A 26,959-nucleotide genomic window follows, 5' to 3' on the forward strand; every position below is an offset into this window, starting at 1 on the left:
CGTCGCGTCCCGTGGGTGGCTGGGACGATGCCGGTCATGGCACCGGGAACAGGCACTGTCGAAGGTTCTGCAAAGGCGCGACTCGTCCTGCTGGTACTGGCGTCCGGCCAGTTCCTGATGGCGCTCGACAGCTCTGTCATGAACGTCTCGATCGCAACGGTCGCCGAGGACGTCGGCACGACGGTGGCGGGGATCCAGGGCGCCATCACGGCCTACACCCTGGTGATGGCGATGTTCATGATCCCCGGCGGGAAGGTCGGGGCGCTGATCGGCCGCAAGCGCGCGTTCATCATCGGCTGTGTCATCTACGGGTGCGGCTCCCTGACCACCGCCCTGGCACCCAGCCTTACCGTGCTGCTGATCGGTTGGTCGTTCCTGGAAGGCATCGGGGCCGCGCTGATCATGCCCGCGATCGTGGCGCTCGTGGCAGGCAACTTCCCCACGGAGCGCCGTCCCGCCGCCTACGGGCTGGTCGCTGCGGCTGGCGCAGTGGCGATCGCGGTCGGCCCGCTGATCGGCGGTATCGCGACCACGTACTTCTCCTGGCGATGGGTGTTCGCCGGTGAGGTCCTCGTGGTGCTGGGCATCCTCGTCCTCGCCCGTCCGATCGCCGACGCGGTGAGTCAGGAACGCCCGCGCATCGACGTCATCGGTGTCGTGCTCTCGGCCCTCGGGCTCGGGATCTTCGTCTACGGTGTGCTCCGCTCCGACGAGTGGGGCTGGTTCCAGCCCAAGCCCGACGCACCCGCCCTGTTCGGGATCTCCCTGACCGTGTGGCTGATGCTGCTGGGCATTGCGCTGACCTGGCTGTTCCTCCGCTGGGAGGCCCGTCTTGTGAAGCAGCACAAGGAGCCGCTCCTGGAGCCTGCCATGCTGCAGAACAAGCAGCTGACCGGCGGGCTGACGATGTTCTTCTTCCAGTACCTCGTCCAGATGGGCGTGTTCTTCCTCGTCCCGCTCTACCTTTCCGTCGCCCTGGGCCTGTCGGCACTGGAAACCGGCGCCCGCCTCCTGCCGCTCTCGGTGACCCTGCTCGCCGCCGCGGTCCTCATCCCGCGCTTCCTCCCCGACATCTCACCGCGACGCGTGGTACGCCTCGGAATCCTCGCGCTGCTCGGCGGTGCGGTGAGCCTGATGGCCGCGCTCGACGCGGACGCCGGCGCGGAAGTCGTCACGATTCCCATGCTCCTGGTCGGGCTCGGGATGGGCGCGCTCGCCTCCCAGCTCGGATCCGTCACCGTCTCCGCGATGCCGGAGGAAAAGAGCGCGGAAGTCGGCGGTGTCCAGAACGCCGTCACCAACCTCGGAGCCTCCATCGGCACCGCGCTCGCCGGATCGATCCTGATCGCCGCGCTCACATCGTCGTTCCTGACGAGCGTCGAGCAGAATCCAGCGGTCCCGGACAGCGTGAAGAGCCAGGCGACCGTCGAACTCCAAAGCGGCGTCCCGTTCCTCTCCGACGCCCAGCTTGAGAGCGCCCTCGAAGAAGCGGGCACCAGCGAAGAGCAGACGCAGCAGGTACTCGACGCGAACGCCGCCGCACGACTCGACGGGCTGCGCGCCGCCCTGGCCATCCTTGCCTTCGCCGCACTCATCGCCCTCTTCTTCACCCAGCGCATCCCCACCACCCAGCCCGGATCGACCAAGCCATAAGGGGCCCGCTGCGTGAACGGGAACCTGGGTGCTCACCGCTGGCAGGTCCTGCTTGCCTGCGCCACCGGCATGCGGCGGACCGTAGCCACGTCCCACCAGTGATCGAGGATCTTCCGCCGAAGCCCCGCACGGGACCGATCACCTGTGCTAGTCGCCCAAGATCAAGTGCTTAGCGTTAATGGCTGTACCGGTGGTCCCCACGGCCGAAACACGCCCACCTCCCGGATCAGTGCGGGGTCCCGGGATTCCCCGAATCCGACACGCCACCTTCACCACGGACCTGTTTCCCCGGCGACGATGGGTGAAGTAGGTTTCCGGCATTTTCCGGCCGGTTTTCTAGCCAGAGCGATGCCGAAGGAGCGGGGATCATGGTGGACGAGTACGCCGGAGGGTGGACGTTCCTGAGCAACCACGCCCGCGTGCTCATGACCGTCGCCCGCAACCCCAGCGCACGCATCCGTGAGATCGGCGCGGCCTGCCACATCACCGACCGCACCGCCCAGGGCATCATCGCGGACCTCGAACAGGCCGGCTATCTCACCCGGGAACGGATCGGACGACGCACCCGCTACACCGTCCACATGGACGGCACCTTCCGCCACCCGACAGAAGCGGGCTTGCCCATCCGGGCACTGCTGGAACTCTTCACCCGCCACGACGACAGACAGTGAAGCCATGGACCGGCACCCCGACCGCGTCGCGGAGCGCGGCTACGTGATGGCGGAAGCCGCCTGACCAGTCACTCCTCCGGCTCCTCCTGCGCGTCGCCGATGGCGACCCGCAGGTCATGGACGCCCTGAAGGATGTCGATGAGGGCCGCTTCTGCTCCGCCCAGAGCGCGCCGGGTGCCCTTCACATCTCCCTGATCCACGGCCAGTTGGGCGCTGAGCGCGTACACGGCGGTCGTCACTGCGGCGAAGGCCGCATCCCGGCCGGGCGGCGGTTGATCTTCGTCGGATTCCGAGACCTGGATCGCAGTGCGCTGGAGCCGGTTCGTCAGCACGTTGGCCGCTAGACCCGCGTCGCCTACCTGCGACGACCAGCCGAGCAACGTGTCGAGAACATCCTCGATCTCCTCTTCTCCGGCCAACCGTGTCGCGGCGGTGATCTCCAGCTCCGTGGTGGCCAAGAGGCTGCCCAGCAGGTGAAGCCGGTCCTCTTCCAGCGGCCCCTCCGGGCGCAGGACTGGATCGGTCACCGGCTCAGCTCCCAGAGCCACCAAAGCCCGATACACCTGATCCGCACTCACTGGATGCTCGCTGCTGATGCTCACATCTCCAGCATCACCTCACGAAGCTAGGGACATCCGGCACCCACACCGTCAGGGCACCCGGACGGTCAAGCGACGCTTCCCTGTTACTCCACGTGACGATCAGCCGAAGAAGCGCAACGGGCTTCTCAGGAAATGTGAAACAGGCACTCAGCTTGTTCTTTTTCTTCCGGCCTCGAACGGTGTCTCGTACTGAGTCGCTCACCTGAGGGTTTGCCGGACGTGGGGGCGGCCTTCGTCTGATCCTGTGCTCCGACCAAGGTGCACGTGACCAGGACGAAGGCCGTGAGGGTGAGTCTGCTGCCTGATGTTGTGCGGAGGGATGCGTTCGCGGAAGCGTCACGCTTCCGGGGCGAGTTCTACGAGTGTCTGACCGCTCGGCGCGACGAGTTGTTCGAGCTGACGGATGCGGTGCTGTGTGCGGACGGGGCCGTGAAGTCCCCGGTGGACCTGACGTTGCTGCCCGAGCATCGGCGTGGGCACGGAGCGATGTACGGGGGCCTGAACCACGGCCGGATCGATGTCGGCCAGGTGCGGACGGTGCTGGCCGGGCTGTCGCTGCCGCGGTTCGACGGCGGGCGCTTGGTTTTGGCCGTCGATGTGTCGCCATGGCTTCGTTCGGACGCGCCGTGCTCGGCCGAGCGGCTGTTCTGCCACGTCTATGGCCGGGCGAAGACGGCGTCGCAGTTCATCCCGGGCTGGCCCTACTCGTTCGTCGCCGTCCTGGAGCCGGGCGCCACCTCTTGGACCGCCATCCTGGACGCGGTCCGGCTCGGCCCGGTGGACGACGCGACCGCGGTCACCGCCGCCCAACTGCAGGGAGTCGTTGAACGGCTCATCGCCGCGGGTCAGTGGCGGGCCGGGGACCCGGACATCGTGATCGTCAGCGATGCTGGCTACGATGTCACCCGCCTGGCATGGGTCCTGCGTGATCTGCCGGTCGAGCTGGTCGGCCGGGTCCGCTCCGACCGCGTCATGCGACTGCCGAAGCCGCCTCGTGTCTACGACCCGAAGGGCGGCCGGCCGCCCAAGCACGGCCCGGAATTCCGCTTCACCAAGCCGGAGACCTGGCCCGAGCCCGCGATCACCACGGTCACCGCAACTGCCAACTACGGCAAGGCCGAGACGCAGGCATGGGACCGGGTCCACCCAAGGCTCACCCACCGCTCCTCCTGGCTCGACCATGACGGTGAACTTCCCCTGGTCGAGGGAACGTTGATCCGGTTGAAGGTCGAGCATCTATCGAAGGACCGTGATGCCCCGCCGGTGTGGTTATGGTCCTCCAAGACCGGCGTCACTCCGGACGACGTGGACCGTTCCTGGCAGGCATTTCTCCGCCGCTTCGACCTGGAGCACACCTTCCGTTTCGCGAAGCAGACCCTCGGCTGGACCACTCCGAAGCTCCGTACTCCCGAGGCGGCGGACCGCTGGACCTGGATCCTGATCGTCGCCCACACTCAGCTCCGGCTCGCCCGGCCCGTCACCGCGGACCTCCGCCGGCCCTGGGAGAAGCCCACCACTTCCGACCGGCTCACCCCGGCCCGGGTCCGCCGGGGGTTCAGGAACATCCGCGCTCATCTCGCCTGCCCGACCCGTGTTCCCAAACCTCGAGGCGCAGGCCCGGGACGGCCACCTGGAGCCAGGAACAAACACCGGGCGCCTCGCTACGACGTCGGCAAGACCGTCAAACGCCCCGAGACTCTCAAGGCCATCGGCAAGCCTGGCAGGTCCTGGTAGATAAAGAACAAGCTCAGCGCAGGCGCACCACGGTGACGACCGTGTGCCGGGTCGTGCCCGCCACGACCTCCACCACCACGTCGCCCCTGGCGGGTGTGTAGGAGTCGCCGGCCTTCGTGAACGCCCGCCCGGCCTGGGGGACCAGGTGAGGGGCGACGACGGAGGCGAGCGCCGTGGTCAGCCGCTGGGACAGGGCCACGCGTCCGTCGGGCAGCCGTACGGCGAGCGCCTTCGGGCGCCTGGCGGTGCCGGTGAACCCGACCACGGCCGCGTCGACTGTGTCCGCGTGTCTGATCTTCGCCCAGACCCTGCCCGCCTTATAGGCCCCCCGCAGCGGCTTGGCGACGATCCCTTCCACGCCGTGCTTGTGTCGGCAGATGCCGTGTCCTCCGCAGGCCATGTCGCTTTACGCGAGGTCGAGACTCCCCGTTGTGTGGCGTTGCAGCGAGGCATGTTGTCCCTTTGTTCGGCACGACTACGTGACTGAGATCACGCCAGCTCGTCGACTGGGCGAAGACCTTCCTCAAGCTCACCGTCCGCACCGTCTCCCGCCCCAAGGGCGCAACCGGGTTCGTCGTCCTGCCCCGCCGCTGGGTCGTGGAACGCAGCCTGGGATGGATCATGCACGCCCGCCGCCTGGTCCGCGACTACGAACGCCTACTGCAGCACAGCGAGGCACTGATCACCTGGGCGGCCATCACCCTGATGACCCGCCGCCTGACCCAGGCGACCCGCCAGGCTCCCGGCGGCCAGCCCAATACTTTGGCCTGAAACCCTGCTGGCCAGAGCCTGTCCCGACGGCCGGCGTTGTCTTCACGAGGCAGAGACCGCCGATCCATGGATAAACCGTCCTCTCCCGCCCCTGCGCGGGCGCCTCTACGGTCGAGGCTGCGGGCGCTCACCGGCCCGCCGTACCGAAGGAGCAGGACCCCCATGAAGATGACCGGCAACACGATCCTGATCACCGGCGGCACCTCGGGCATCGGCTTCGGCCTGGCCCTGCGCCTGCACGAGGCCGGCAACAAGGTGATCGTCGCCGGCCGGCGCAAGGACCTGCTCGACGAGATCACGGCCGGGAACCCGGGCATCGACGCGCTCGTCCTCGATGTCGCGGACCCCGACTCGATCGCCCGGGCCTGTGAGACCGTGGCGGCGAGCCACCCGGGGCTGAACGTCCTGGTCAACAACGCCGGCATCATGCTGCTGGAGAGCGTCCTCGCCCCGGCCGGACTCCAGATCGCCGAGGATCACGTCGCGACCAATCTGCTCGGCACGATCCGGATGACGTACGCCTTCCTGCCCCTGCTGGTGGGCAAGGACGACGCGGTCGTCATGAACGTCACCTCGGCGCTGGCGTTCGTACCGTTGCCGATCACGCCGACCTACAGCGCGACCAAGGCCGCGCTGCACTCCTTCTCCGAGAGCCTGCGCATCCAGCTCGCCGGTGCTGACGCCGGCGTCCAGGTGATCGAGATGGTCCCGCCGGGCGTGCGCACGACCCTGATGGGCCAGCAGGACAGCGCCCAGGCCATGCCGTTGGACGACTTCCTCACCGAGGCCCTCGACCTGCTGCGCGAGAAGCCCGACGCGAAGGAAATCGTTGTCGAGCGCGCCAGGTTCATCCGCGACGCGGTGGCCACCGGCACCTACGACGACGTCCTCGCCATGATCAGCAGCAGCTGACCGACCCGTCATGCCCGACGCGGAACAACAGCACGCGGGCGGGTCCTGTGGGGCCACATCATGGGCGAACGCGAGCTGGACCCGCCTCAGGGAGGTCCTCACCGAAGACGGGGAACGGTAAGGAAGCGCCTTCGGCTTGGCCCCGGTCGTCGCACTGGAGGCGGTCGGCGCCGTCCTGAGCGCCGAGGGGCACGCGAGCACCCGTCTGACACGGCGAACATCGTCGTGCCGGCCGGGCCGGGCGACGAGGCCCGGGGCCGGGGCCGGTCAAAGTGTTGGGTCCAAAGCGTCGGGTGTCCTCGACGGGGGACCGTCGCCGCAGGCCGTCTTCCATGCCGACGGCCTGCGGCGCACCGCTGACAGCCGGCGAATTTCCCAGCGGGTCAGGCAGGTCAGGTGACCATCGGGTCGTCTCGCCGCGAGCGCCCTCGATGTCGGCCATCCGCGCGGCTTTGTGCGGATGGGAGGGGAGTGCTCAGCCATGGATCGGCGGTCTCTGGATAGCCGGGCGGGATGCGGCGAGGATTGGGGGCATGGACAAGAAGGAACTGGCGGAATTCCTGCGCCACCGGCGTGAGACGCTGCGCCCCCGCGACGTCGGGCTGGTCGAGGGGCCGCGCAGGCGTACGCAAGGGCTGCGCCGCGAGGAGGTCGCGCAGCTCGCCGGCATGTCCACCGACTACTACGCCCGGCTGGAACAGCAGCGTGCCCCACAGCCCTCCGTCCAGATCACCGTGGCTCTCGCCCGGGCACTGCGGCTGACCCTGGACGAACGCGACCATCTCTTCGTGCTCATCGGCCACAACGCCCCGGCCCGCTTCCACCGCTCCGAACATGTCAGCCCGACCCTGATGCGGGTCCTAGACCGTCTGGACGACTCCCCGGCCATGGTGCAGACCGATCTGGTCGACACCCTCGCGATGAACTGCTTGGCCGTCGCGCTGCTCGGCGACCAGACCCGCCACACCGGTCTGGCCCGCAGCGCCTACTACCGCTGGTTCATGGACCCGGCCGAACGTCGGATGGTTCCCGAGGAGAGCCGCGAGCGCCACGGCCGCGCCCAGGCAGCGCGCCTGCGGGCCGCGCTCACAGCCGGCAGCGACCCTCCACGAGCCGCCCGGATCCTTGCCGAACTCCAGGAGCACAGCACTGAGTTCGTCCGCATGTGGGAACTTCAGGAGGTTGCCCGACGCTACGACGACTGCAAGACCATCCTCCATCCCGAACTCGGCCGCATCGACGTCGACGCCCAGCTCCTGTTCACCGAGAACCGCGCCCAGACTCTGGTGGTGCTGACCACTCGCCCCGGCACGGAGAGCCACAGCAAACTCGAACTGCTCTCCGTCATCGGACACCAACAGCTCACCCCCTGACGTCCTACCGGGTTCCGGGCCGGGCTCGGCGCGGGAGGGGCCGGACAGGCCACCCTGGAATGGTGCAGCCCGCACGGCTTTTGCCCCGCGCTCTACGGCCAAATATGTCGGCCCCCTGCGCTGTCCGGGCTCCGCGCTCAGGCCGCTCATTTGACCGGATGCTGCCTCCGTTTTACTCTCGAACATGTGCGGAGGCAGCATCCGTTTTGATGCGGCCGCAGGATCACGGCAGGCAGGAGGGCGCATGAGCGCCGGTGAACTGCGGGGACGCAAGCCCCGCGCGGACGTCCAGCGCAACCGCGTGGCCCTCCTGGAGACCGCGCAGCGTCACTTCCTGCAGCACGGGGTCGGCACCTCCCTTGAGGCGGTGGCCAAGGAGGCAGGCGTCGGGCCCGCCACTCTGTACCGGCACTTCCCCACCCGGGAAGCACTGCTGGCGGCCGTGCTGCAGACGCGCTCCGAGGAGCTCGTGGCCCGCCAGGCGGACATCGAGCGCCTCGGCGACGCTGCCGAGGCGCTGGAACAGTGGCTGCGCGCGATGGAGGAGTACTTCAGCGCCTTCAGCGGGCTGCCGGACCCGCTCATGGCCGCGGCTCGGGCGCAGGAGCCGGACAACCCGCTCACGATTCCCTGCGACATCCTCATCTCCGCCACCGATCAGTACGTGCGAGCCGCACAGCTCGCGGGGCGCGTGCGCGCGTCGGTGCGGGGGCACGACCTGTTCCTCGCGGCCTGTTCCGTTGCCTGGATCAAGGGCACCGGTACCGAGGAGGAGCCGCTCGACCGGCTCCGTACGCTCATCGCCAGCGGCTACCGCCAGCGGGACACCCGGGCGTAAAGCCAGACACCCAGCCCCGCCCCCAAAACGCCAGGTGACACCATCACACGGCCATCACATCGCGCTGCCCTCAGGGGCAGCACAACCTCCGAAGGAACAAATCATGAAAATTACTGTCATAGGCGCCGGCGCCATCGGCGGGAACCTTGCCGCCAAGCTCAGCGCGGCCGGGCACGACGTCCAGGTGGCCGACGCCCGCGGCCCCGAGGCCGTCCGGGCGGAGGTGCTGGAGTCCGGGGCCCGCGCGGCGGACCTCGCCGACGCCGTCCAGGGCCGGGACGTCATCGTCCTGTCGATCCCGTTCGGGGTGGCGGGCCAGCTGGCGGACCTGTTCGCGTCGGTGCCCGACGAGACGGTGGTCATCGACACCGCGAACTACTACCCCGGCATGCTCAGCGAGCCGATCGAGGCGGTGGACAACGGCCAGGTGGAGAGCGTGTACACCGCCGAGCTGCTCGGCCGCCCCGTGGTCAAGGCGTGGAACGCCGCGCTGGCCGAAACCCAGCGGACCAAGGGTGTTCCGGCCGGAACACCCGGCCGCCTCGCCATCCCCGTCGCCGGCGACTCCGTGGAGGCGCGGAAGGTGGCCATGAGCCTGGTGGACGACACCGGCTTCGACCCCTACGACGCCGGCACACTGGCCGACTCCTGGCGCCAGCAGCCCAACGGCCCCGCCTACTGCACCGAACTGACCCTCGACGAGCTGCCGGCGGCCCTGGCCGCGGCCGACCGCGTCAAGGACGCGGCCATCCGCGACAGCCTCCCGGAACGCTTCGCCGCCCTCCCGGCCAACCCCACCGTCGACGACGTCGTCGAGATGAACCGCGCCGCCCACCGCTGAGCCACCCGACGCGGCTCTCGTGCACCCAACGGCACGAGGCGGCAGCGCTGGTACGCCACGAACACACACGACGAACACGAAGAGCGGCGCTCCTTTCGGCTTAGGTCGTCATCACCCACCCGCACCACCGCGTCCGCAGCCCCGGTCGTGCCGCAGGGACCAAGCCCCGGAACCCTGGTCACCGACACCGGGGCTCCGTTCCGGCCAAGGAGTTTCACCATGAAGATCGGCATTCTCGGCACCGGGAACATCGGCAAGACGCTGACCAGGCGGTTGAGCGCGGCCGGGCACGAGGTAAAGGCGGCCAATTCGCGCGGCCCGGAGACGATCGAGGCGGACGTGCTGTCCTCGGGCGGACGAGCGGTGACAGCGGCGGAAGCCGTAGCGGACGTCGACGCCGTGATCCTCTCCATTCCCTTCGACCGCATTCCGCAGGTCGCACCACTGATCGCCAAGGTGCCGGCTGACACGGTTGTCCTCGACACGTCGAACTACTTCCCGCATCGGGACAGCGGAATCGCGGCGATCGAGGCCGGCCAGGCCGAGAGCGTGTGGGCTGCCAAGCAGCTGGGCCGGCCCATCGTCAAGGCGTGGAACTCGATCGGAGCCGAGTCCTTCGCGCACAGGAACAAGCCGGCGGGAAGCGCGGACCGCATCTCGCTCCCCGTCGCGGCCGACAGTCCGCGAGAGCGTGACCTGGCAATGGCACTCGTCGAGGACACCGGGTTCGACGCCTTTGATGCGGGGCCGCTCGCACAATCGTGGCGGCAACAGCCCGGCACACCCGCCTACTGTGCGGATCTCACCCGTCAGGAGCTGCCGGACGCACTGGCGACGGCCGACGCGGCGTGATCACCGAAGCGGCGCGACCTCGGGCTCGCAGTGGTCCAGGAACGCTTCGGGGCCGGCGTGCAACCGGACGCGGAATACCTTGTCCGCCTGAACCGCGCAATTTCCATCGGGCCTGATTGACCAGGACTTCCCGGACGGTCTCGGCGTAGAGCATCACGGCCTGCTGGTAGGTGAACGGCACCGCCGTGGCGTACTGCTCAGCCATCGCCCATCGGTAGAACATCCCCAGCACGCTCATGTGCTGGTTCCACGTGACCGCCCCCAGTCGCTGCTTGGGGTCTCCCGTCGCACGGTCCACCGCGTACGTGCTCAGCAGTGCCTTCAGCCGGTCTCGCGTACCGAAGACCTCGACCCCGTGCAGCTGAGGCTTTCGGCGGCTGGACCAAGACCTTCACCGATCCTCGGCTCTGCACAGCCATCGTCGACCGGCTCACCTACAACGGCACGATCATCGAAACCGGCACCGACTCCTACCGCCTCGCCCAGTCCCGGGCCAAGGCCGAACAGGCCACCATGACCTGAGCAAGGCGGGGACCCAGGCGGTGGGCGCTGCCCAGTGCCCGGTCCCCGCCCCAGCTCAATCGAGCAGATGCTGCGGAACTGCCAGGTCCTCATGGGCGAACAGACGGGTCAAGGCGGGTGGATCGTCCTTGGCGCAGGCGTCGGCGACCGCATCGATCAGCTGGTCGTAATCGGGACCGGTCTTGCCTTCATAGGCTGCCGTCATACGGCCCCACTCGTCCCAGTTGAGTGTCTCCTGTTTGCAGAGCGCGGCGAGGTCGCGGACGGCATTGCCGCTGATCTCGTGCGGTCCCCAGGCATGATCGCTGCCGGCCACCCCGAACAGGGCCGGGTCGATCAACCCGTTGCGATAGTGGAGCCACGCTTCGCCCCCAGTGAGGAATTCGCCCGGGGCGAGGTCGTCGGGCCGGTCGACGTAGTTCTTGCCTAGGTGCTCGGTGTCGACCCGCACCCAGCGGTTCTGGTCTTCATCCCAGTACTCGGTGATCCAGTGATCGACGCCGCGGTCCTTGAGGAAGTAGGTGCCGAAACCACACCGGGCCCGGGAGACGATTCCCCGTGCCCGCAAGATCGCGCAGGCGATGGTGGCGAAGTGACGGCAGGTGCCGATCACCCGTGTCTCGGGCGTTCGAGGCTGGTGAAGCGGCGCGGGGTCCAGGGTGGTCAGCGCGGTGATCAGCTTGTCGACCGGCCTGATGTTCTTCTCGGCAATCCGGTTCTCGGGAACGCCTAACGCCGCGGCGTCCGCGGGCTGGATGACCAGACCCTGCACGGCGGCACAGACGCCTACGGGGTCCTCCGGCAGCCCCTCAATGAGCCGGAGCTGTGTCGAGTCCAGGCTCGTGAAGGGCCCAGGTCGAGAGTAGTTGAGCACGTCATCGGTCATAACCGGGCATCGTAAAGGCCGGGGCTGACACCGAGACCGGGCTCAGCCCTCGCCGGGCCCCGGTGTTGCCAGAATTGGGTTCTGGCACAGATTTTGGGGAGCGATCGCGGAGCGTCACTGCAGCAGGATCATCTTGCGGAGTAGTTCGAATCCGGCGCGTCCATAGAGCTGCCTCTTGATCTTCTTGATGCGGTTCACGGCGCCCTCGGTGCCGCCGGAGCTCCATTCGAGGGTGAGTCCGGCCGTCACCGCGTCGAGGTCTCGAAGCAGGTGGAGGGCGAAGCCAGTGAGGCCGGGTAGTTGGCTGGCGTCGACAGCGCCGATCCAGGTGGGGAGCATGGTGCCGCGGCGATCGGAGAGGATCTCGCCGAGCTCGCGGATGTGTCCGACTGCGGTGTCCAGTTCGGGGCAGCGGGCCAAGACGTCCTTCAAATCGGCGCGGTCCTCCTCGCTCAGGGCCGTGGGATGGCGGGTGAGCCAGCCGGTCACCTGCCGCACTGTTGGCGGTGGTGGCGGGGCTTGGGACGGCGAGATGCGCAGGGAGGCAATGTGGGTGCGGACCATCTGGTAGGTGACGGGGGCGTCCTCGGCGACCAGTTCACGGTGCAGCCGGGTGACGCTCGTGCAGCCTTCGGCGAACCGTCGTTCCAAGTAGGGCTTGTAGGGGTCGAGTCGGCTGGGCCTGGGCCGGTTTTCGCGGAGGGTGTTCTGCCAGTGCGGGGCGCTCGCATAGCGCAGCACGGTGTTGAGGCCCCAGCCCAGGTGGCGGGCGATCGCTCGGCGTGAGTGTCCCTGCTTGAGCAGTTGGTGGACCAGGGTGTGCGCGGCCTTCTTGCGCTGGGCCCGGCGGCCGGCTGGATCCCCGTCGGGAAGCCGTGGATCGCCTTGTGGTGTGTCCGCGTTCGAAGGCTTGGGCGGCGTCGGGGTGCGCAGGCACTCGCGGTGAGCGGCGACGCAGGTTTCCACGGCCCGGCCGAGACCTTGCCACAGGTGGAACCGGTCAGCGACCTGGAGAGCGTCCGGGGCACCGAGCCGGGCCCCTTCGGCGTAGGCGCCTGCCCGGTCCCGGCAAATGATCTCCACGCCGGGATGCGCGGTGAGCCACGCGGCGAGGGGTGCCGCTTCAAGTCCGGGCAGGACGTCGATCGGGTGATGGCGTTCGCCGTCCGTGATCACAGTGGCGTACGACTGTCCGCGCCGGGTGGCGAAATCGTCCACACCCAGCACCCGTGGCGTGCTGGGCTGCGGATCCGGCAGTGCCATGACCCGGCGCAGCAAGGTCATTCGCCCTGCGTCAAGGCCGAGTTGGGAAGCCAGTCGGGAGCCGGCCCGTCCGGCCAGTGCCAGCCCAATGTGCTCCAGGGCGCGGTTGAAACGGCTGGTGAAGCGTGCGTACGGGGTGGTCAACTGTGCGAACGGCTCGGCGAACGTCCGGCGCGGGCAGTCTGACGAGCCACAGATGAATCGCCGGACCGTCAACAGGATCACGACGCGGAACTCACCGAGCGGGAGATCCCTGAGTCTGCGCTGGTAGCAGTCGTGGACCCGGTCCGAGAAGCCACTGCAGTCCGGGCAGACTGCCCCAGCCGCCCGGCCTCTTGCCACCACGTCGACCGTGCCGAAAACGGCCGTCACCGCCTCGACGGACAGGCCGTCGATCCCGTCGAACACCAGCGAGTCCCAGAACGATACGTCGGCCTCCATGACCAGCACCGTCACCGGCCACAGCCGCAAACGACGGAGACCTACAGACACCTGACGGAGCGTCACTACCTGCTGTTCGGGGGCACGGCGTACGCGGTCTCACAGTCGATCCGTGTATCGCAATCGAACACCGCAGTCACGCTCCGCGACCGCTCCCCAAGATCTGTGCCAGAACCGAGTTTGGGCAGCACTTGTCGATCACAGAGCCTCGAAATGTCGATGAGAACTGACACCGCGAAGGGGCGATCCCTAGCTCAGTTTCCAGGCGGTGAGCTGGAAGAGCCGGGCAGTGTGCATGTAGGGCGGCCGGGCGGTGGTGGCGAGTTCGAGGCGTTCGAGGTCCGCGTAGAAGTCGGGTTCGTGCTTGCGTGCGTCGTCGGTGATGTAGTCGCAGAAGCTGCGGATGCCGTAGTGGGCGATGTCCCGGCATCCGAGCATCCGCAGGGTGGGGATGATCTCTTCGACTGTGTGGAGTGTCAGTGCCGAGTTGAACATCTCGGTCCGGGCTTGATCGGTGTCGAGTGCGGCGAGCGCGGCTGCGGGGGCCATCTCGCGGACAGCGATGTTCAAGGGCGCCGAATGCCGGTTGATCGCCATGACGGAGACCAAGCCCCCGGGCTTCAGCGGGGCGAGTGCTGCGGCGAGGGTGCCTGGGACGTCGTCCATGTATTGCAGGAGGTTGTGGCAGAGCACGACGTCGAATTCGCCGTTGGCGAGGTCGCGGGGCAGATCTGTGGCGTCGGCCTCGACGCAGTTGATCAGCTCTGTCACGTCGCCTGCCACGGCTCGCTCGGTGGCTGCGGCGAGCATGGCGGGCGCGTAGTCAACGATGGTGACATGGTGCCCGCGGGTTGCGAGGTGGATGGCGTCTCCGCCGTCGCCGCCGGCGAGGTCGAGTATCCGCAGCGGTTTGCCGCCCAGGCCGTCGAGATGGCGGAGCAAGTTCGCCTCGGCGATCGAGTAGCGCAGTCGCCCCCAAGGGGCGTCCTGCCACTCCTGCCAGGTGGTCATCGCGGTGTTGAACTTCTCAGGAGCATCAGGCATCTGGCGACGATAGCCGCCTGACTGCGGTGGCAATCTGCTGGTCGAACTCGGCGAAGTCCGACCCGGACGCGCCCTTGTTCGGGTACGCCTTGATCCGCTGCTCGAAGTCGAACGTGGCGAAGCCGATCGTCACATCCCGCCCCGTGTCGATGAACGTCAGTTTCGCCGACCCGATGTTCTTCAGGCACGCCTCGGTGCGGCTCATGAGGTCCTTGCCCACCGGCTTGTCATAACACCAGTCGACCAGCTCCACGGCAGGCGCGGCAGCCGCCACCTGGCTCTGACGTTGTTCAGCGGACCCGGCATGTTGGCTTCGAGCGGCCCCATTTAGTGAAGATCCCGTGTCGTCGCAACGTCTTCAAGTGGCCCCGGGGATTGGCTTGTTCTGGGACCACTTGTGAACCGCTTCGGCTTCAGAGCAGGCCGAAGGCGGGAGGGAACGGCTAGGGTCGAGGTCATGACAATCGATGACGAAGCCCTTGTGGCGGAGCAGATTGCCTACTACCGGGCCCGCGCGTCCGAGTACGACCGGGTCTATTCCGAGCGTGAGGACCTGCGGGAGCTACTGGCTGCGGTCGACGGCCTTCCGATCACCGGAGATGTACTGGAGCTTGCCTGCGGAACGGGTCAGTGGACTCGGGTGTTGGCCGCGCGGGCGCGCTCACTGACCGCTGTCGATGCCTCGCCCGAGGTGCTGGAGATCGCCCAGGAGAAAGCCGGCTTCCCCAACGTCCGGTTCGCCCAGGCCGATGTGTTCAAGTGGCAGCCGCCGCACCGCTTCGACGCCGTGTTCTTCGCCTTCTTCCTCTCCCACGTCCCGTTGTCCCGGCTGAGCGCCTTCTGGGACACCGTTGGTGCCGCACTCGCACCGCACGGCAAAGCGGTCTTTATTGACGAAGGCCCCGCCGAGGCAGCGCGGGAAGAGGTGGCCGCGAAACTGCGCCGGCTCGACGACGGCCGCGAGTACCGCATCGAGAAAATCTTCCATGACCCGGGAACACTCACCGGCGAACTCGCCGCGCTGGGCTGGTCGGCAGATGTCCGGTCCCGGGGAAACTTCATCGTCGGCGTCGCACAACCGCCGCCTGCGTCCGCCGCGTCCTGAAAGTGGCCCCGGGACTTGGCTTGCGCCAGGACCGCTCGGGGCTTCGCGTCGCGGTGGTCTACTTTGGGTGTGGCTCCTTTGGAGGGACGAGCGTATCCAGGTGCGTTCCGCTGGTGGCGGGCTCCGCCCCGGGCCCGGCGGTCAGCGATAGTAGGGCTCGACCGCAGCCCGTACCTCGCCGAGCAGCGCGGGGCCGTCCTGCGGCACGGGCGGTCGGCTGCTGCCCGGCCTGATGTCCAGGAGCTGTTCGTTGGACAGGGCGAACACCACTCGCCGCAGCCCCGCCCATTGGATGACGGTCTCGCACATCCCGCACGGCTGGCAGCTGGTGTACATCGTGGTGCCTGCCGCCGTCTGCGCGTCGAGTTCACTTGCGGCCCACCTCGCCAGTTTGAGTTCCGGGTGTGCAGTGACGTCGTTGTCGGTGAGGGTGGTGTTGTGCTCCTCGGCCAGGATCGTCCCGTCCGGTCCTGCCAACAGAGATCCAAAGGGCGGGTTGCCGCTCGCGCGTGCCTTGGCCGCGAGTGAGATGGCCTGTCGGAGGAGAGTGTGGTCGTCGGGTGTGGTCATGACTGCTCCATCGTGGTGCGGGGTGGAGTGCTGGGCGGGAGAAGGTGCGCGGCCATGGTGGCGAGTGCCTGCCAGGCCGCCTGCGGGTGACATGTCGCGTGGGGGTCGCCCTGGTAGGTGTCGAGGACAACGGACTTGGCGCCCAGCAGCCGCAGTTGGTCGAGGTCGTCCATGATCTGGTCGATGGTGCCCTCACCGGCGAGCCGTCCCGCTCCGTCGACCGGTTCCTTGGTGAGCCGCAGGGCGATGCGGGGAGCCAGGGCGGGCACGGGCAAGTGTTGCTCGTCCGCGTACGTCTGCAGCCTGCCTGCGGCTTCGCGCAGCCACGGCACGGTGGGGTGCAGCGGATGCCATGCGTCTGCGAGTCGTACGGCCCGGCGCAGCCCCGCGTCGCTGTTGCCGCCGACCCACACCGGGATCCGGCGGTCTCCGTATGAGGCGGTGTCCTTCCAGGCGGCCCGGATGTCCCGCAGGTGGCCGTCGGTCAGCTGTCCGCGCTGTGAGAACGGGATGCCGAGGGCGGTGAACTCCTGCCGCGCCCAGCCCACTCCCACGCCGAGGACCAGCCGGCCGCCGCTCAGCTCATTCAGATTGGCCGCCATCCGGGCGGTGAGCAGCGGGTGCCGGTAGGGAGCGATGAGGACCGTCGTGCCGAGCTGGATACGGGTGGTGAGGCCAGCCAGCCAGGACAAGGTGGTGAAGGGCTCGTAGAAGGGTGCCGGATAGCGCTCGGCGACATCCGGCGTTATGGCGATGTGGTCCGAGATCATCAGTAGGTCGAAGCCCAGGCCCTCCACGGTCTGGGCCCAGCTTCGCAACACTCCGGGGTCGGTGCCCGGGCCGAAATTGAGGACGTTCACTCCGATCTTCATAGGGCCCAACCCTAGGCAGGGCGTATGGGTCGCCAGAAGGGATTCCCGCCTGTTCAGAGGCGGTTCGGCCGTGGATCCGCCGGTAGAATGGGCGTATGACCGAGAGTCTCGACGTGACGGACTGGGCGATTCTGACAGAAGTCCAACGGGACGGCCGGATTCTGTTCACCGAGCTGGCACGGCGGGTGAACCTGAGTGCGTCGGCGACCAAGGAGCGGGTGCGCCGGCTCGAGGAGGCCGAGGTGATCACGGGGTACCGTGCGGAGGTGAACCCGGAGCGGACCGGTTACCCGGTGATGGCGGTGGTCCGGCTCAAGTACCCGGGGCCGGGAACCCGGCACCAGCCGCTGCGCCGGCTGCTGGAGGAGCGCCCGGAGATCCTGGAGTGCCTGCGCACCACCGGAGACGACTGCTACGTCATGAAGGTGGCGGCCACGTCGATGGCCCACCTGGAGGAGATCGTCGACGAGCTGGCCGAGTTCGGGAGCACGACCACCAACCTCGTCCTCAGCCGGACGCTCCCGTTGCGCGCCCCGGGGGTGCCTCGGGTGAACACCGCCAGGTAGGCGCTGACGTTGCGCGGACGCCACTCCATCGCCGGGGCCCGGCCTGGCGTCCAGCAGCGGCGACCATCAACTGCCCGTCATCCGCTGTCACAGGGAGATGGGACCGAGGTCGGCGGCGGTCTGGGCCAGCGCGCGGAGGGTGGGGCCGTCGGCGGTGGATCGCCACGTGAGGGCGTAGTGGATGGTGGGAGCGTCGCGAATGGGGAGGAAGACGATGCCCGGGGGACTGTTGTAGCGGGCGGCGATCTCGCCCAGCGGGTGGACACACTGTCCGGAGGCGACCAGAGAGAGAATCTCGTGGAAAGTCCGCGCGGCGGGCCCTCGCGGGATACGGCGGCCGAGCGGCGTACGCGTGGGGACCATGGTCGTGACCCAGTACTCGGGGACGCCGGGGCCGAAGCCGACGACATGTTTGTCGCCGAGGTCTTCCGGTGACGCGGTGCCGCGCTCGGCCAGCGGATGGTCTGCCGCCACGGCGAGCACGCGGCCTCCGGTCAGCACGGTCGGGCCGACCGTGAGGTCCGGTTCGGCCACCGGAAGCCACAGCACGCGGCTGTGTTCTTTGTGCGGCGCGGCGCAAGTTCAATAGCGACGAAGCTGTTGTAGTAGGCGGGTGTTCATTGCTGAAGAGAGTGACGTCGTAGCCAACTCCGTTGGCTGGTAGGTGTATCGGTACGACCTGGAGTGTGCCTGGCACTTCGGCGCTCGACTGATATGCGCCGGTGGTCAGCCGGTGAAGGACTCGGGGCCGAAACGGCCCCATGCGACGAAGGCAGCCAGGGCGAGGTAGATCAGGTCGCCGGCGATCGTGGCCTTCTCGCCACGGCGCAGACGCATGGTGACCGCGCAGGCAAACAGCAGAACAAGTCCGGTGGCGGCCAGCGGCACCAGCACCGGCGCGATGTCGAGCACCGCGGGCAGAATCAGGCCGACCGCAGCCAGCAGCTCGACGGCGCCGATGGCCTTGAGAGCGCCGGGGCTGAACTCCAGGACCCACTGCGCAGAGGAGCCCATCGCGGCCAGCTTCTCCTGCGGCACGAACATCTTGGAGCTGCCCACCAGGCAGACAGCGGCGAGCACTCCAGCGATGATCCACAGCGCGACGTTCATCATCAACTCCCTGATCGAGACTTCCGCACCCGAGACGAGGCAGCGACTCGGCCTGTGACATGCCCGAACCCAGACAGTGGAGAGACGTGGGTCACACCGTGCCGTGTCACAGGAGTGAGGGCCGCCTCGTCTTGGGGGTGAAGGCATCGACGAACGTGGAGGAGCACACGATGGACGCGCGATTGAACTACTTCGCCACCCGGCCGCCGGCAAGGCCCTCAAGTACTTCATGTCGGCTGGCCGGGAGCTGAAGGAATTGCCGCTGCCGGCCACGACGCAGGAGTTGGTGGCGCTGCGCGTGAGCCAGATCAACGGCTGCGCGGTCTGCATCGACATGCACACCAAGGAAGCCGCTGCGGCCGGCGAGAGCGCGGTGCGGCTGAACCTGATCGCGGCCTGGCGGGAAGCGACGGTCTTCACCGCCGCCGAGCGCGCCGCGCTGGAGCTGGCGGAGCAGGGGACCAGGGTCGCGGACGCGGCTACCGGGGTCAGCGACGACGTGTGGGCGCGTGCCGCCCAGCACTATGACGAGGAGCAGCTCACGGCTCTCGTGCTGCTGGTCTCGTTCATGAACACGGTGAACCGACTGAACATCATCACCCAGCAGCCGGCCGGCGACTACCAGGTCGGCCAGTTCCACTGAACCGCCACCGCACCCCTGGCCCAGGTCAGGCCCGCCGGGGCCAGGACGCCGTGGTCAAGGCGGGCAGGGCGGTCGCGGCACGAGCGTTGTCTGCTCCGCCCACACATCGGATGATCTTCGAAGGATGCCTCGCTGGCGCGGGTCCGGCCGGGCACACAGACCACAAAGGGGGAGTCGGCGTGGGCAAGGTCAAGGAGTTCGAGGAGCTGCGGCCGCTGTTGTTCTCGATCGCGTACCGGATCCTGAGCAGCGTGAGCGAGGCGGAGGACGCCGTGCAGGAGACCTGGCTCCGCTACGACGCCTCGAGAACCCGGCCCGTGTCGGCCAAGGCGTTCTTGTCAGCCACGGTGACCCGGATTGCCATCGACGTGCGGCGCTCCGCCCGGGTGCGGCGGGAGAAGTACGTCGGACCGTGGCTCCCCGAGCCGCTGCTGGACGATCCGTACCAGGACCCGGCCCGCGCGGCGGAGCTGGCCGACTCGGTGTCAATGGCGGCGCTGCTGCTCTTGGAGCGGCTCAGTCCGCTGGAGCGGTCGGTGTTCGTGCTGCGGGAGGTCTTCGCCTTCGGCTTCGACGAGATCGCCGCCGCGGTGGGGCGCTCAGAGGCGGCGTGCCGGCAGCTGCTCGTACGGGCACGCCGCCACATGCACGAGGGACGGCCCCGGTTCGAAGCGGACCGCCAGGAGCGGCAGGAGCTGGCGAGGCGGTTCTTCGAGGCACTGACGCAGGGGGACGTGGACGGACTGCAGAATCTGCTGTCCGCCGACGTCCAGCTCATCGGGGACGGTGGTGGCAAGGCACCGCAGCTGGCCAGGGCCGTCGTCGGCGCCGAGAACGTGGCCAGGCTGCTCGCCGCCGTCTACCCGCTCATGGCCCGGGTCGACATCACGTTCGAACCGCACGAGGTCAACGGGCAGCCGGGCGCGCTCTTCCGCGACCGCGACGGCAAGATCCTCCACATCCTCGCCCTCGACACACTCGACGGGCAGATCCAGATGATCCGCGCGGTCATCAACCCCGACAAGCTCAGCCACCTCGGCCCGGTCGCCGACGCCTGGGCCGTGGACCTGGAAGTGAAGCAGGCCCGTAGAACCCAGTGATCTCCCGACCAGCCTGATAGAGCAGGACCGGAGGTTTCAGTGCCGCATGCCGATGGTCCTGGCGCACGGCTCGTCCGTGACGTCTTCCCGCGATACGAACCGCGCTCATCCACCGCGCAAGATCGATTATCGACACACCCACTGGGGGTTCAGTCATGATCCTGATCACCGGGGCCACCGGCGTCGTCGGCCGGGAAACCGTCCGCCTCCTGGTCGAGGGGGGAGCGAAAGTCGCCGCTGTCACCCGCGACCCGCACGCCGAATTCCCCGCGGGTATCCAGCTCGTCCACCCCGCGAAGGTTTCCACCCTCGACGGCGTGGAGGCCATCCTGCTCAGCCCGCGCGCCGCCGGATCCACCGCTGTCGACCTGCTGGCCCGCGCCCGCGAGACGGGCGCGGCAAGGGTGGTCGTGCTGTCCGCCGTGACCGTGCAGTACCCGGCTGGGCACGAACGCTTCCGGCAGCAGTTCCACGCGGTTGAGGAAATCGCCAAGGGGAGCGGCCTGGACTGGACGATCCTGCGCTGCGCCGATTTCGCCGCCAACACCCTGGCTTGGGCCGGGCAGATCCAGGCGACCGGGACCGTGCGGGGGGCATACCCGCACGCGAGGACCTCGACCGTCGATGAGCGTGACATCGCCGCGGTGGCCGCCCTCGCCCTGACCCACCCGCAGCACCGCGGTCAGACGTACCCGCTCACGGGAGAGCAGTCGCTGAGTCAGCCGGAGAAGGTCGCCGCGCTCGGCACGGCGCTCGACCGGACACTGTCCTTCGTCGAGGCCGCACCGGACGAGATCCGCCGCGGCATGCTCGCCGCCGGCCTGCCCGACGAGGTACCCGACCGGCTGCTCGGCTCGCTGGCCGACTATGCCCGCGAAGCCGGGCCCACCACCGACACCGTGCGGCGGCTGCTGGGCCGCCCGGCACGCACGTACGCCACCTGGGCGCAAGACCACCGTGCCGCCTTCACCGCGGGAGGACCCCGATGAAACTCACGATCGTTGCCGCCACCGGCGGTATCGGACGGCACCTGGTCGAGCAGGCGGTAGCCGGCGGGCACGACGTCACCGCCGTGGCCCGCCGCCCACGTGAGCTGCCGGGTGGCATCCGGACGGTCGCCGTCGACCTCACCCGCCCCGACATGCGGACGCTCACCACGGCGGTACGCGGCGCCGACGCCGTACTGTCCGCGCTCGGCCCGCGAAACCCGCGCGCGGACGCGGGCATCACCTCGCTCGGCACCCGCGCGATCGTCGCGGCGATGCATGCCGAGCACGTCCGGCGGATCATCATCGTCAGCGCCGCACCCGTCGGACCGGTGCCGGTGCCTGGCCGGCCCCCGCCACCCAGGCACGATCCCGGCGACGGCTTCTTCATGCGCTACCTGGGAGTCCCGTTGACCCGGGCCATGTTCGGCCGGCACTACGCCGACCTCGCCGTCACCGAGCAGACCCTGCGCGACAGCGGACTGGAATGGACGGTGTCGCGCCCGCCCAAGCTCACCGACAAGCCGCTGACAGGCACGTACCGGACCGCGCGGAACCGCAACATCCGGGGCGGGTTCTCCGTGCCACGCGCCGACGTCGCCCACCACATGCTCGCCATGGTGAACCAGCCGCACACCATCGAGCAGGTCGTCGGAATCGCGAACTGACGAACACCAGCCACGCACACGACCCGGGCTGCGCGTAAGAAAGCGGGCCACAACCCGCGACGGTAACCAACAAGGTCAAGAAGATGCCTCGGCCGTCCCGCCCGCCCCTTCACCGCCCGGGTCACCCATCACGAAAGAACGTGATCATGACGAAATACGCCCGTTTCGCCAGCCTCGTATTCGCGGGACTGTTCGCCGGATTCCTCACTTCCGTCCTCGTCCTGGAACTCTCGCTGCGCAGCTTCGACAGCACCGTCTACACCCAGGTCCGGCTGGTCGAACTCGACTCCCTCGACAAACTCGCCGTCGCCACACTCCTGCCGGCGCTGATCGCCACAGCGGTACTGGCTTACCAGACCTACCGAACAAACACCCGATGGCCGACCGTGGTCGCACTCGCCCTCCTGGTCTTCGTTCTCGGCCTCACGCTCATCGTCAACCTGCCCACCAACTCCGACCAGCTCCACTGGAACGCCCAGGCCCCGCCCTCCAACTGGACCGACGTACGGGACCGCTGGCAGATCGCCCACGCCGTTCGGACGGTGGCCGCGGTCCTCGCCTTCGCGGTCCTCGCCCTTGTAGCGCCGTTGCCTCGTACACGTCGTTCAAGCTCGCCGAACAACTCGGCGCGGAGGGATCGGCTGCGCGCATGAGATGGGGGAGTCCAACGTCAGTGTGTGAAGACAGAGTTGGACTCCCTCGCGACCGCACTCCATGTGAAGACCGACGATCCGCCAAGGGACTCACCGCATCTCGCTACGGGGCGGCCGACGGTGGGATCACCCCGCCGCTGAGCGACGCCGAGCTGGTCACGCTCGCGACGGTGCAAGCCATGCACGGTCTCACCTCCGAGGCCAGGTGGCTCCGCCACGCCCGCTCCTACCTGCGGCATCTCTTCCCGTACCTGCCCAAGCAGCCCGGCTACAACAAGCGGCTGCGCAAGGCCGCCGAGCTGCTGCGTCGGGTCACCCCGCTACTGGCCACCGACACCTCCGTGTGGAGCGACGACGTGTGGATCGTGGATTCCACGCCGGTAGAGTGCGGACGCTCCCTCGAGACCGTGAAACGCTCCGACCTGGCCGGATGAGCCGAGTACGGGTACTACGCCAGCCGCAGCCGCTTCTTCATCTCGCTCCATGATCAGAGTCGATGGTGCAGTTAACACACCGACTTCGACATCGACGTGTTGGCCGCCTATCGGCCCACCGGCAAAGGGCGGGTTGAACGCCAGGTTCTCATCGTTGGCGATCATGTGTTGTCCGGGCGGGCGTTCTCCTCGCTGGAGGAGATGGACGCCGCGTTCGCCGCCTGGGTGCCCAGGCGGCGGGACCAGATCCACAAGACGCACCGGGAAGTCATCGGCATCCGGGCCGCCCGCGACCACGCGGCCCTCAAACCGCTGCCGCCGACTCCGTACTTGGTGGCCGAGCGGCATCTGCGGCCGGTCGGCAAGGATTGCCTGGTTGCGTTCGGCGGAAACCTCTACTCGGTGCCCGCCCGCAAGGTCCGCCCACGTCAACTGGTCGAGATCCGGGCGACGAAGTCCCAGGTCATGCTGCATTCCACCGTCCCCGATGCCAGCGGCGAGACTTTGCTGTCCACCCATCCGCGGGCCGTCGGCCGCGGCGTCGTCGTCAAGGAAGACGCGCACTGGGACGGCCTGCCGGCCGGCAAGAACCGCCGCACCACGACCGGCGACGTGACACCGCCAGCGCGTCGCGAGCCGTCGGCCGGCGGCCAAACCGGGCCGCTGCAGGCGTTGTTGAACCGAGCCGCGGCCACCCGTGTTGAGGTTGGGCGGCGGCCATTGTCGGTCTATGACGAACTGACCGGCACCCGGCCCTTCACCACCAACTCTCCGACGAAGGAGTCGTTTTGAGCGAGCTGACCGGCAACCGCATCCGCACCACGGCCGGCAAGCTCGGCCTGCCGCACCTGGCAGAGACCATCAACGAGTACACCCGCCGGGCCGACGAGGCGAAGATGGGCTACCTCGACTTCCTCGACCTGGTCCTTTCCGAGGAACTGGCCGTCCGCGACGACCGCCGTTTCCGCCAGGGCCTGCGGCTGTCCAAGCTGCCGCACCACAAGACGCTGGACGAGTACGACTTCTCGTTCCAGCCCGAGCTCGACCCACGCAAGGTCAAAGACCTCGCCAGCCTCTCCTTCGTCGACGGCAAGGCGAACGCCGCGCTGCTGGGGCCGCCCGGGGTGGGCAAGACGCATATCGCCGTCGCTCTCGCGGTCGCGGCCTGCCGGGCCGGTTACTCGATCTACTTCACCAGCCTCGACGACATGGTCCGCAACCTGAAGGCTGCCGAGTCGGCCGGGCGGCTGGTCAACAAACTCGGCACCTACCTGCGGCCGAGCGTCCTCGTGGTCGACGAGGTGGGCTACCAGCCCCTCGAACGCGCCGAGGCGAACCTGGTCTTCCAGGTCATCTCCAAGCGTTACGAGAAGGGCTCCATCATCCTGACCTCGAACAAGACCTTCAGCGAGTGGGGCCAGGTCTTCGGCGACGAGGTCCTCGCCACCGCGATCCTCGACCGGCTCCTCCACCACTGCGAAGTGATCGCGATCAACGGCCCGAGCTACCGGCTCAAGAACCGCCTCCAGGCCATCGAGCGAGAGACCGAAGTGGCCTGACAACTGGGGACGTTCGCCCGTACGCGACCGGGGAGACAAGCCCGTACGCCGACACCTGCCCGAGGGCACCCGGATCATCGTCCGCCGTGAGCGTCCCCATCCCGGCGCCCAGCTCTCCTTGTGCGACGTGGATGAGGGCATGCGCCACCAGGTCTTCCTCACCGACACTCCCTACGGTCAGGGCTCCCTGCAGCTGCTGGAGGTCCGCCACCGCGCTCACGCCCGCGTCGAGACCGCATCCGCTGCGGGAAGAAGGTCACACGCCCAGTTCCGCTTGCGCTTGACGAACTCCAACTCCCGCCCGAACAGCGGGTGGAACCGGTGCGTCACCCGCACCACGACTGGATACGGTGAACCGTCGCCTTCACCCGCAGTCGACGGCTCGGTCCAACGCCAAGAGCGAGGGCATCAACCGCGTTATCAAGCTCATCGCCCGCAACGCGTTCGGGTTCCGCAACGCCGACAACCAACGCTTACGCACCCGCTGCGTCACCACCCGGCGAGCCCGCGGACACCTCCGCACCGCTCAACTTCGAAGACCCGCCATCTGTCAAGTCCCGAATTTCAGTGGGATGACGCGGTTCGCTCACCAGGGCTTAATTGAGGCATGGGCTCATGCAGAGCAGCTGGCCCACCCGCATCGTCCGGAATTAGACCCGGCGGCGCGTTTTATGGGACATATGTCCCGCTGTCGAAAATCCTGTGAATCGGCAGGGTCATTCGACAATCGCGGCGCAGGGGCCAAGGACAAGCTGACCAGCGCCGACAGAGTCCTGGCACCGACCTTGCGGTCGCGGACCGGGACAAGCGTTCGCGCCACTGTTCGGGGTCTCGCCAGCCACGGTGTGCAGGGTTATCCAGCGGCTTCGGCCCCTCCTCGCGCTCGAGCCGGCGTCACGGCCCGCCGATGCCGCAGAGCGGCTGTGGATCGTGGACGGAAACGGCTTCCCCGAAAGCCACGCCCAGTCCATGGCCCACATCATCTACGCCAGCGCCTGGATCAAGTACCACTACCCGGCCGCCCTGATCGCAGGGATCCTGGCACACCAGCCCATGGGCTTCTACGACTCACAGACCCTCATCGGCGACGCCGAACGGCACGGCATCACCGTACGACCCGCCGACGTCCACACCTCCGCCGAGCACGCCACCCTCGAACCCGCCGACCCAGACGGGCAGATGACGATCCGCCGCGGCCTGACCAGCATCCGGGGCCTGAGCGAGCAGGCCGCCCAGACGATCGTCGCCGCCCGCCGCGAGCAGCCCTTCACAGACCTGGAGGACTTCGCCCGCCGCACCCAGCTGCCCGCGAAGCTGATGGAACAGCTCGCCACCGCCGGCGCATTCGACGGCTTCGAAGGCCACCGCCGCACCGCCCTGTGGACAGCCGGCGCGTTCCCCCGCAGCACCCAGCCCTACCTGCCCGGACTCGGAGCCTTGGCACCCGCCCCCGACCTTGCGCCGATGACCCCGCCCGAGCAGACAGCCGCGGACATCACGGTCACGGGCGCCAGCACCACCACCCACCCCGTCCGCCACGCCCGCCCCCACCTTGAGCGCCGCGGCGCGCTGACCGCCGCCGTCATACGATCCCTGGCCGACCAGACCCGCGTCCGGCTCGGCGGCCTGGCCAAGTACCTGCAGCGCCCGCCCACCGCGAACGGGGTGGCGTTCGGTGCGCTGGAGGACGAGACCGGCATGGTCAACCTGATCTTCTCCCCGCCGGTGTGGGAGCGCTGTCGGCGCACCCTGCTCGAAGCCCCGGCCGTCATCCTGGACGGCCACGTCGAACGCGCCCATGACGCCGTCAATGTTCTCGTCCACCAGGCCGAGGCGCTGGCCGTACCTGCGCCATCCGTCCGGCGCCGTTGAGGAGGCAACGCAGAATGCCCCGGCCGGCGTCGGGGTCATCGTCACCGCCTGGGCCAAGTTCGGCTTGATGCGGTCGACCAGCTTCCGCGGTGTGCAGTCTGGACCGGGACCACGAACGGCTCACCGAGATGAGCGAATCCTTGATCACCTGGGCGGCGATCACGTTGCTGAGGAGGCGCCTTGCCCGCCGCAAGGCCCAGCCCGCCACCCGGCGCGACGTCGCCCAGTACTACCCGGCACAGGCCGCCTGGCTACTCCTCCACGTCACCGCTGGCGACGCGCAGTTCGTGCACTGCATGCAGAAAGTGCCTTCCACCTCGGATGGATAGAGCCTTCTGCAAGTCCTATCGTCCGAGTTCGGAAGGCACTCTCGCGTTCTTGGCCGGCATCTGGGACCGACCTCAACCGAGAAGCTGGG

General features: G+C 68.3%; 28 protein-coding genes and 7 pseudogenes. 24 read left to right on the top strand and 11 right to left on the bottom strand.

The window, feature by feature from the left end; genetic code table 11:
* Window positions 1–36: 36 nt before the first annotated feature.
* Together ACIA8X_RS45430 and ACIA8X_RS45435 are read left to right on the top strand one after the other, a co-directional pair.
* Window positions 37–1,653, top strand: a complete 1,617-nt coding sequence (locus ACIA8X_RS45430; RefSeq protein WP_393462801.1) for an MFS transporter — start codon at window positions 37–39, stop codon at window positions 1,651–1,653.
* A 368-nt stretch (window positions 1,654–2,021) separates the two neighbouring features.
* Window positions 2,022–2,324, top strand: a complete 303-nt coding sequence (locus ACIA8X_RS45435; protein ID WP_393462800.1) for a helix-turn-helix transcriptional regulator — start codon at window positions 2,022–2,024, stop codon at window positions 2,322–2,324.
* A 68-nt stretch (window positions 2,325–2,392) separates the two neighbouring features.
* Here the strand turns inward: ACIA8X_RS45435 and ACIA8X_RS45440 are convergent, their stop codons facing one another.
* On the bottom strand, window positions 2,393–2,926 hold the full coding sequence (locus ACIA8X_RS45440) for a hypothetical protein (RefSeq protein WP_393462799.1): 534 nt from the start codon (window positions 2,924–2,926) through the stop codon (window positions 2,393–2,395).
* 288 nt (window positions 2,927–3,214) lie between these two features.
* Here ACIA8X_RS45440 and ACIA8X_RS45445 point away from each other — a divergent pair, with 288 nt between their 5' ends.
* Window positions 3,215–4,660, top strand: a complete 1,446-nt coding sequence (locus tag ACIA8X_RS45445; protein WP_399460722.1) for an NF041680 family putative transposase — start codon at window positions 3,215–3,217, stop codon at window positions 4,658–4,660.
* Window positions 4,661–4,673: 13 nt separating this feature from the next.
* Here the strand turns inward: ACIA8X_RS45445 and ACIA8X_RS45450 are convergent, their stop codons facing one another.
* Window positions 4,674–5,018: a hypothetical protein gene (locus ACIA8X_RS45450; protein ID WP_393462760.1), complete on the bottom strand. Its 345-nt coding sequence runs from the start codon at window positions 5,016–5,018 to the stop codon at window positions 4,674–4,676.
* Window positions 5,019–5,155: 137 nt separating this feature from the next.
* Here ACIA8X_RS45450 and ACIA8X_RS45455 point away from each other — a divergent pair.
* The 7 genes and pseudogenes from ACIA8X_RS45455 to ACIA8X_RS45485 all read left to right on the top strand — a co-directional run.
* Window positions 5,156–5,431: pseudogene (locus tag ACIA8X_RS45455) on the top strand (transposase); the annotation flags it as partial.
* Window positions 5,432–5,593: 162 nt separating this feature from the next.
* Window positions 5,594–6,343: an SDR family oxidoreductase gene (locus ACIA8X_RS45460; RefSeq protein WP_393462759.1), complete on the top strand. Its 750-nt coding sequence runs from the start codon at window positions 5,594–5,596 to the stop codon at window positions 6,341–6,343.
* A gap of 533 nt (window positions 6,344–6,876) precedes the next feature.
* On the top strand, window positions 6,877–7,716 hold the full coding sequence (locus ACIA8X_RS45465; RefSeq protein ID WP_393462758.1) for a helix-turn-helix transcriptional regulator: 840 nt from the start codon (window positions 6,877–6,879) through the stop codon (window positions 7,714–7,716).
* Between the two features lie 244 nt (window positions 7,717–7,960).
* Window positions 7,961–8,554, top strand: coding sequence for a TetR/AcrR family transcriptional regulator (locus tag ACIA8X_RS45470; RefSeq protein ID WP_393462757.1), 594 nt, complete (start codon window positions 7,961–7,963; stop codon window positions 8,552–8,554).
* A gap of 103 nt (window positions 8,555–8,657) precedes the next feature.
* Window positions 8,658–9,395, top strand: coding sequence for an NADPH-dependent F420 reductase (locus ACIA8X_RS45475; RefSeq protein ID WP_393462756.1), 738 nt, complete (start codon window positions 8,658–8,660; stop codon window positions 9,393–9,395).
* Between the two features lie 219 nt (window positions 9,396–9,614).
* Complete coding sequence (locus ACIA8X_RS45480; RefSeq protein ID WP_393462755.1) at window positions 9,615–10,247, top strand: NADPH-dependent F420 reductase; 633 nt, start codon at window positions 9,615–9,617, stop codon at window positions 10,245–10,247.
* Window positions 10,248–10,610: 363 nt separating this feature from the next.
* Window positions 10,611–10,769, top strand: a pseudogene (locus tag ACIA8X_RS45485) (ATP-binding protein); the annotation flags it as partial.
* A 55-nt stretch (window positions 10,770–10,824) separates the two neighbouring features.
* Here ACIA8X_RS45485 and ACIA8X_RS45490 read toward each other — a convergent pair.
* The 4 genes from ACIA8X_RS45490 to ACIA8X_RS45505 all read right to left on the bottom strand — a co-directional run bounded on the left by ACIA8X_RS45490 (window position 10,825) and on the right by ACIA8X_RS45505 (window position 14,656).
* Window positions 10,825–11,655 carry a transglutaminase-like domain-containing protein gene (locus tag ACIA8X_RS45490; RefSeq protein WP_393462754.1) on the bottom strand — a complete coding sequence of 277 codons (831 nt, stop codon included), beginning with the start codon at window positions 11,653–11,655 and terminating at the stop codon, window positions 10,825–10,827.
* Window positions 11,656–11,769: 114 nt separating this feature from the next.
* Window positions 11,770–13,410 carry an ISL3 family transposase gene (locus tag ACIA8X_RS45495; protein WP_393462753.1) on the bottom strand — a complete coding sequence of 547 codons (1,641 nt, stop codon included), beginning with the start codon at window positions 13,408–13,410 and terminating at the stop codon, window positions 11,770–11,772.
* A gap of 198 nt (window positions 13,411–13,608) precedes the next feature.
* Window positions 13,609–14,403: a class I SAM-dependent methyltransferase gene (locus ACIA8X_RS45500; protein ID WP_393462752.1), complete on the bottom strand. Its 795-nt coding sequence runs from the start codon at window positions 14,401–14,403 to the stop codon at window positions 13,609–13,611.
* Window positions 14,396–14,656 (bottom strand): hypothetical protein, encoded by a 261-nt coding sequence (locus ACIA8X_RS45505; RefSeq protein ID WP_393462751.1) that lies wholly within the window; start codon window positions 14,654–14,656, stop codon window positions 14,396–14,398. Before ACIA8X_RS45505 ends, ACIA8X_RS45500 begins: the two co-directional genes overlap by 8 nt.
* Before the next feature lie 204 nt (window positions 14,657–14,860).
* On the opposite strand from ACIA8X_RS45505, the gene ACIA8X_RS45510 reads away from it, so the two are divergent.
* Window positions 14,861–15,508 carry a class I SAM-dependent methyltransferase gene (locus tag ACIA8X_RS45510; protein WP_393462750.1) on the top strand — a complete coding sequence of 216 codons (648 nt, stop codon included), beginning with the start codon at window positions 14,861–14,863 and terminating at the stop codon, window positions 15,506–15,508.
* A 141-nt stretch (window positions 15,509–15,649) separates the two neighbouring features.
* Here the strand turns inward: ACIA8X_RS45510 and ACIA8X_RS45515 are convergent, their stop codons facing one another.
* Window positions 15,650–16,078: a nucleoside deaminase gene (locus ACIA8X_RS45515; RefSeq protein WP_393462749.1), complete on the bottom strand. Its 429-nt coding sequence runs from the start codon at window positions 16,076–16,078 to the stop codon at window positions 15,650–15,652.
* A complete protein-coding gene (locus ACIA8X_RS45520; protein WP_393462748.1) occupies window positions 16,075–16,950 on the bottom strand; it encodes a TIGR03619 family F420-dependent LLM class oxidoreductase in 876 nt (291 codons plus the stop codon). The genes ACIA8X_RS45515 and ACIA8X_RS45520 overlap by 4 nt, the downstream gene beginning before the upstream one ends.
* A 95-nt stretch (window positions 16,951–17,045) precedes the next feature.
* On the opposite strand from ACIA8X_RS45520, the gene ACIA8X_RS45525 reads away from it, so the two are divergent.
* Window positions 17,046–17,516, top strand: a complete 471-nt coding sequence (locus tag ACIA8X_RS45525) for an Lrp/AsnC family transcriptional regulator (protein ID WP_393462747.1) — start codon at window positions 17,046–17,048, stop codon at window positions 17,514–17,516.
* Between the two features lie 87 nt (window positions 17,517–17,603).
* Here the strand turns inward: ACIA8X_RS45525 and ACIA8X_RS45530 are convergent, their stop codons facing one another.
* Together ACIA8X_RS45530 and ACIA8X_RS45535 are read right to left on the bottom strand one after the other, a co-directional pair.
* Entirely contained in the window at window positions 17,604–18,065 is a 462-nt protein-coding gene (locus tag ACIA8X_RS45530; protein ID WP_393462746.1) for a LysR substrate-binding domain-containing protein, read from the bottom strand.
* 177 nt (window positions 18,066–18,242) lie between these two features.
* Window positions 18,243–18,626: a DoxX family protein gene (locus ACIA8X_RS45535; protein ID WP_143644986.1), complete on the bottom strand. Its 384-nt coding sequence runs from the start codon at window positions 18,624–18,626 to the stop codon at window positions 18,243–18,245.
* Window positions 18,627–18,796: 170 nt separating this feature from the next.
* On the opposite strand from ACIA8X_RS45535, the pseudogene ACIA8X_RS45540 reads away from it, so the two are divergent.
* The 9 genes and pseudogenes from ACIA8X_RS45540 to ACIA8X_RS45580 all read left to right on the top strand — a co-directional run.
* Window positions 18,797–19,269: pseudogene (locus ACIA8X_RS45540) on the top strand (carboxymuconolactone decarboxylase family protein).
* Window positions 19,270–19,448: 179 nt separating this feature from the next.
* A complete protein-coding gene (locus ACIA8X_RS45545) occupies window positions 19,449–20,369 on the top strand; it encodes an RNA polymerase sigma-70 factor (protein WP_393462745.1) in 921 nt (306 codons plus the stop codon).
* Window positions 20,370–20,524: 155 nt separating this feature from the next.
* Window positions 20,525–21,358, top strand: a complete 834-nt coding sequence (locus tag ACIA8X_RS45550; RefSeq protein ID WP_393462744.1) for an NAD(P)H-binding protein — start codon at window positions 20,525–20,527, stop codon at window positions 21,356–21,358.
* Window positions 21,355–22,023, top strand: coding sequence for an NAD(P)-dependent oxidoreductase (locus ACIA8X_RS45555; protein ID WP_393462743.1), 669 nt, complete (start codon window positions 21,355–21,357; stop codon window positions 22,021–22,023). Before ACIA8X_RS45550 ends, ACIA8X_RS45555 begins: the two co-directional genes overlap by 4 nt.
* Window positions 22,024–22,169: 146 nt before the next feature.
* Window positions 22,170–22,676 (top strand): anthrone oxygenase family protein, encoded by a 507-nt coding sequence (locus ACIA8X_RS45560; RefSeq protein ID WP_393462742.1) that lies wholly within the window; start codon window positions 22,170–22,172, stop codon window positions 22,674–22,676.
* Between the two features lie 24 nt (window positions 22,677–22,700).
* A pseudogene (locus ACIA8X_RS45565) lies at window positions 22,701–23,107 on the top strand (IS982 family transposase); the annotation flags it as partial.
* Between the two features lie 78 nt (window positions 23,108–23,185).
* Window positions 23,186–23,902: pseudogene (locus ACIA8X_RS45570) on the top strand (Mu transposase domain-containing protein); the annotation flags it as partial.
* On the top strand, window positions 23,899–24,669 hold the full coding sequence (gene istB / locus ACIA8X_RS45575; protein ID WP_210582092.1) for an IS21-like element helper ATPase IstB: 771 nt from the start codon (window positions 23,899–23,901) through the stop codon (window positions 24,667–24,669). The pseudogene ACIA8X_RS45570 and the gene istB, both read left to right, overlap by 4 nt.
* A 58-nt stretch (window positions 24,670–24,727) precedes the next feature.
* Window positions 24,728–24,901, top strand: a pseudogene (locus ACIA8X_RS45580) (IS1380 family transposase); the annotation flags it as partial.
* On the opposite strand, the gene ACIA8X_RS45585 reads toward ACIA8X_RS45580, so the two are convergent.
* On the bottom strand, window positions 24,886–25,008 hold the full coding sequence (locus tag ACIA8X_RS45585; protein WP_399460721.1) for a DUF5372 family protein: 123 nt from the start codon (window positions 25,006–25,008) through the stop codon (window positions 24,886–24,888). The pseudogene ACIA8X_RS45580 and the gene ACIA8X_RS45585 overlap by 16 nt on opposite strands.
* An 11-nt stretch (window positions 25,009–25,019) precedes the next feature.
* On the opposite strand from ACIA8X_RS45585, the pseudogene ACIA8X_RS45590 reads away from it, so the two are divergent.
* The 3 genes and pseudogenes from ACIA8X_RS45590 to ACIA8X_RS45600 all read left to right on the top strand — a co-directional run.
* Window positions 25,020–25,136 (top strand): annotated as a pseudogene (locus ACIA8X_RS45590) (transposase); the annotation flags it as partial.
* A gap of 502 nt (window positions 25,137–25,638) precedes the next feature.
* Window positions 25,639–26,541, top strand: coding sequence for a hypothetical protein (locus ACIA8X_RS45595; RefSeq protein WP_393462741.1), 903 nt, complete (start codon window positions 25,639–25,641; stop codon window positions 26,539–26,541).
* A 128-nt stretch (window positions 26,542–26,669) separates the two neighbouring features.
* Window positions 26,670–26,870 (top strand): hypothetical protein, encoded by a 201-nt coding sequence (locus ACIA8X_RS45600; RefSeq protein WP_393462740.1) that lies wholly within the window; start codon window positions 26,670–26,672, stop codon window positions 26,868–26,870.
* Window positions 26,871–26,959: the final 89 nt, after the last annotated feature.

The organism is Streptomyces sp. NPDC051738, assembly GCF_044453205.1.
Lineage (GTDB): Bacteria > Actinomycetota > Actinomycetes > Streptomycetales > Streptomycetaceae > Streptomyces.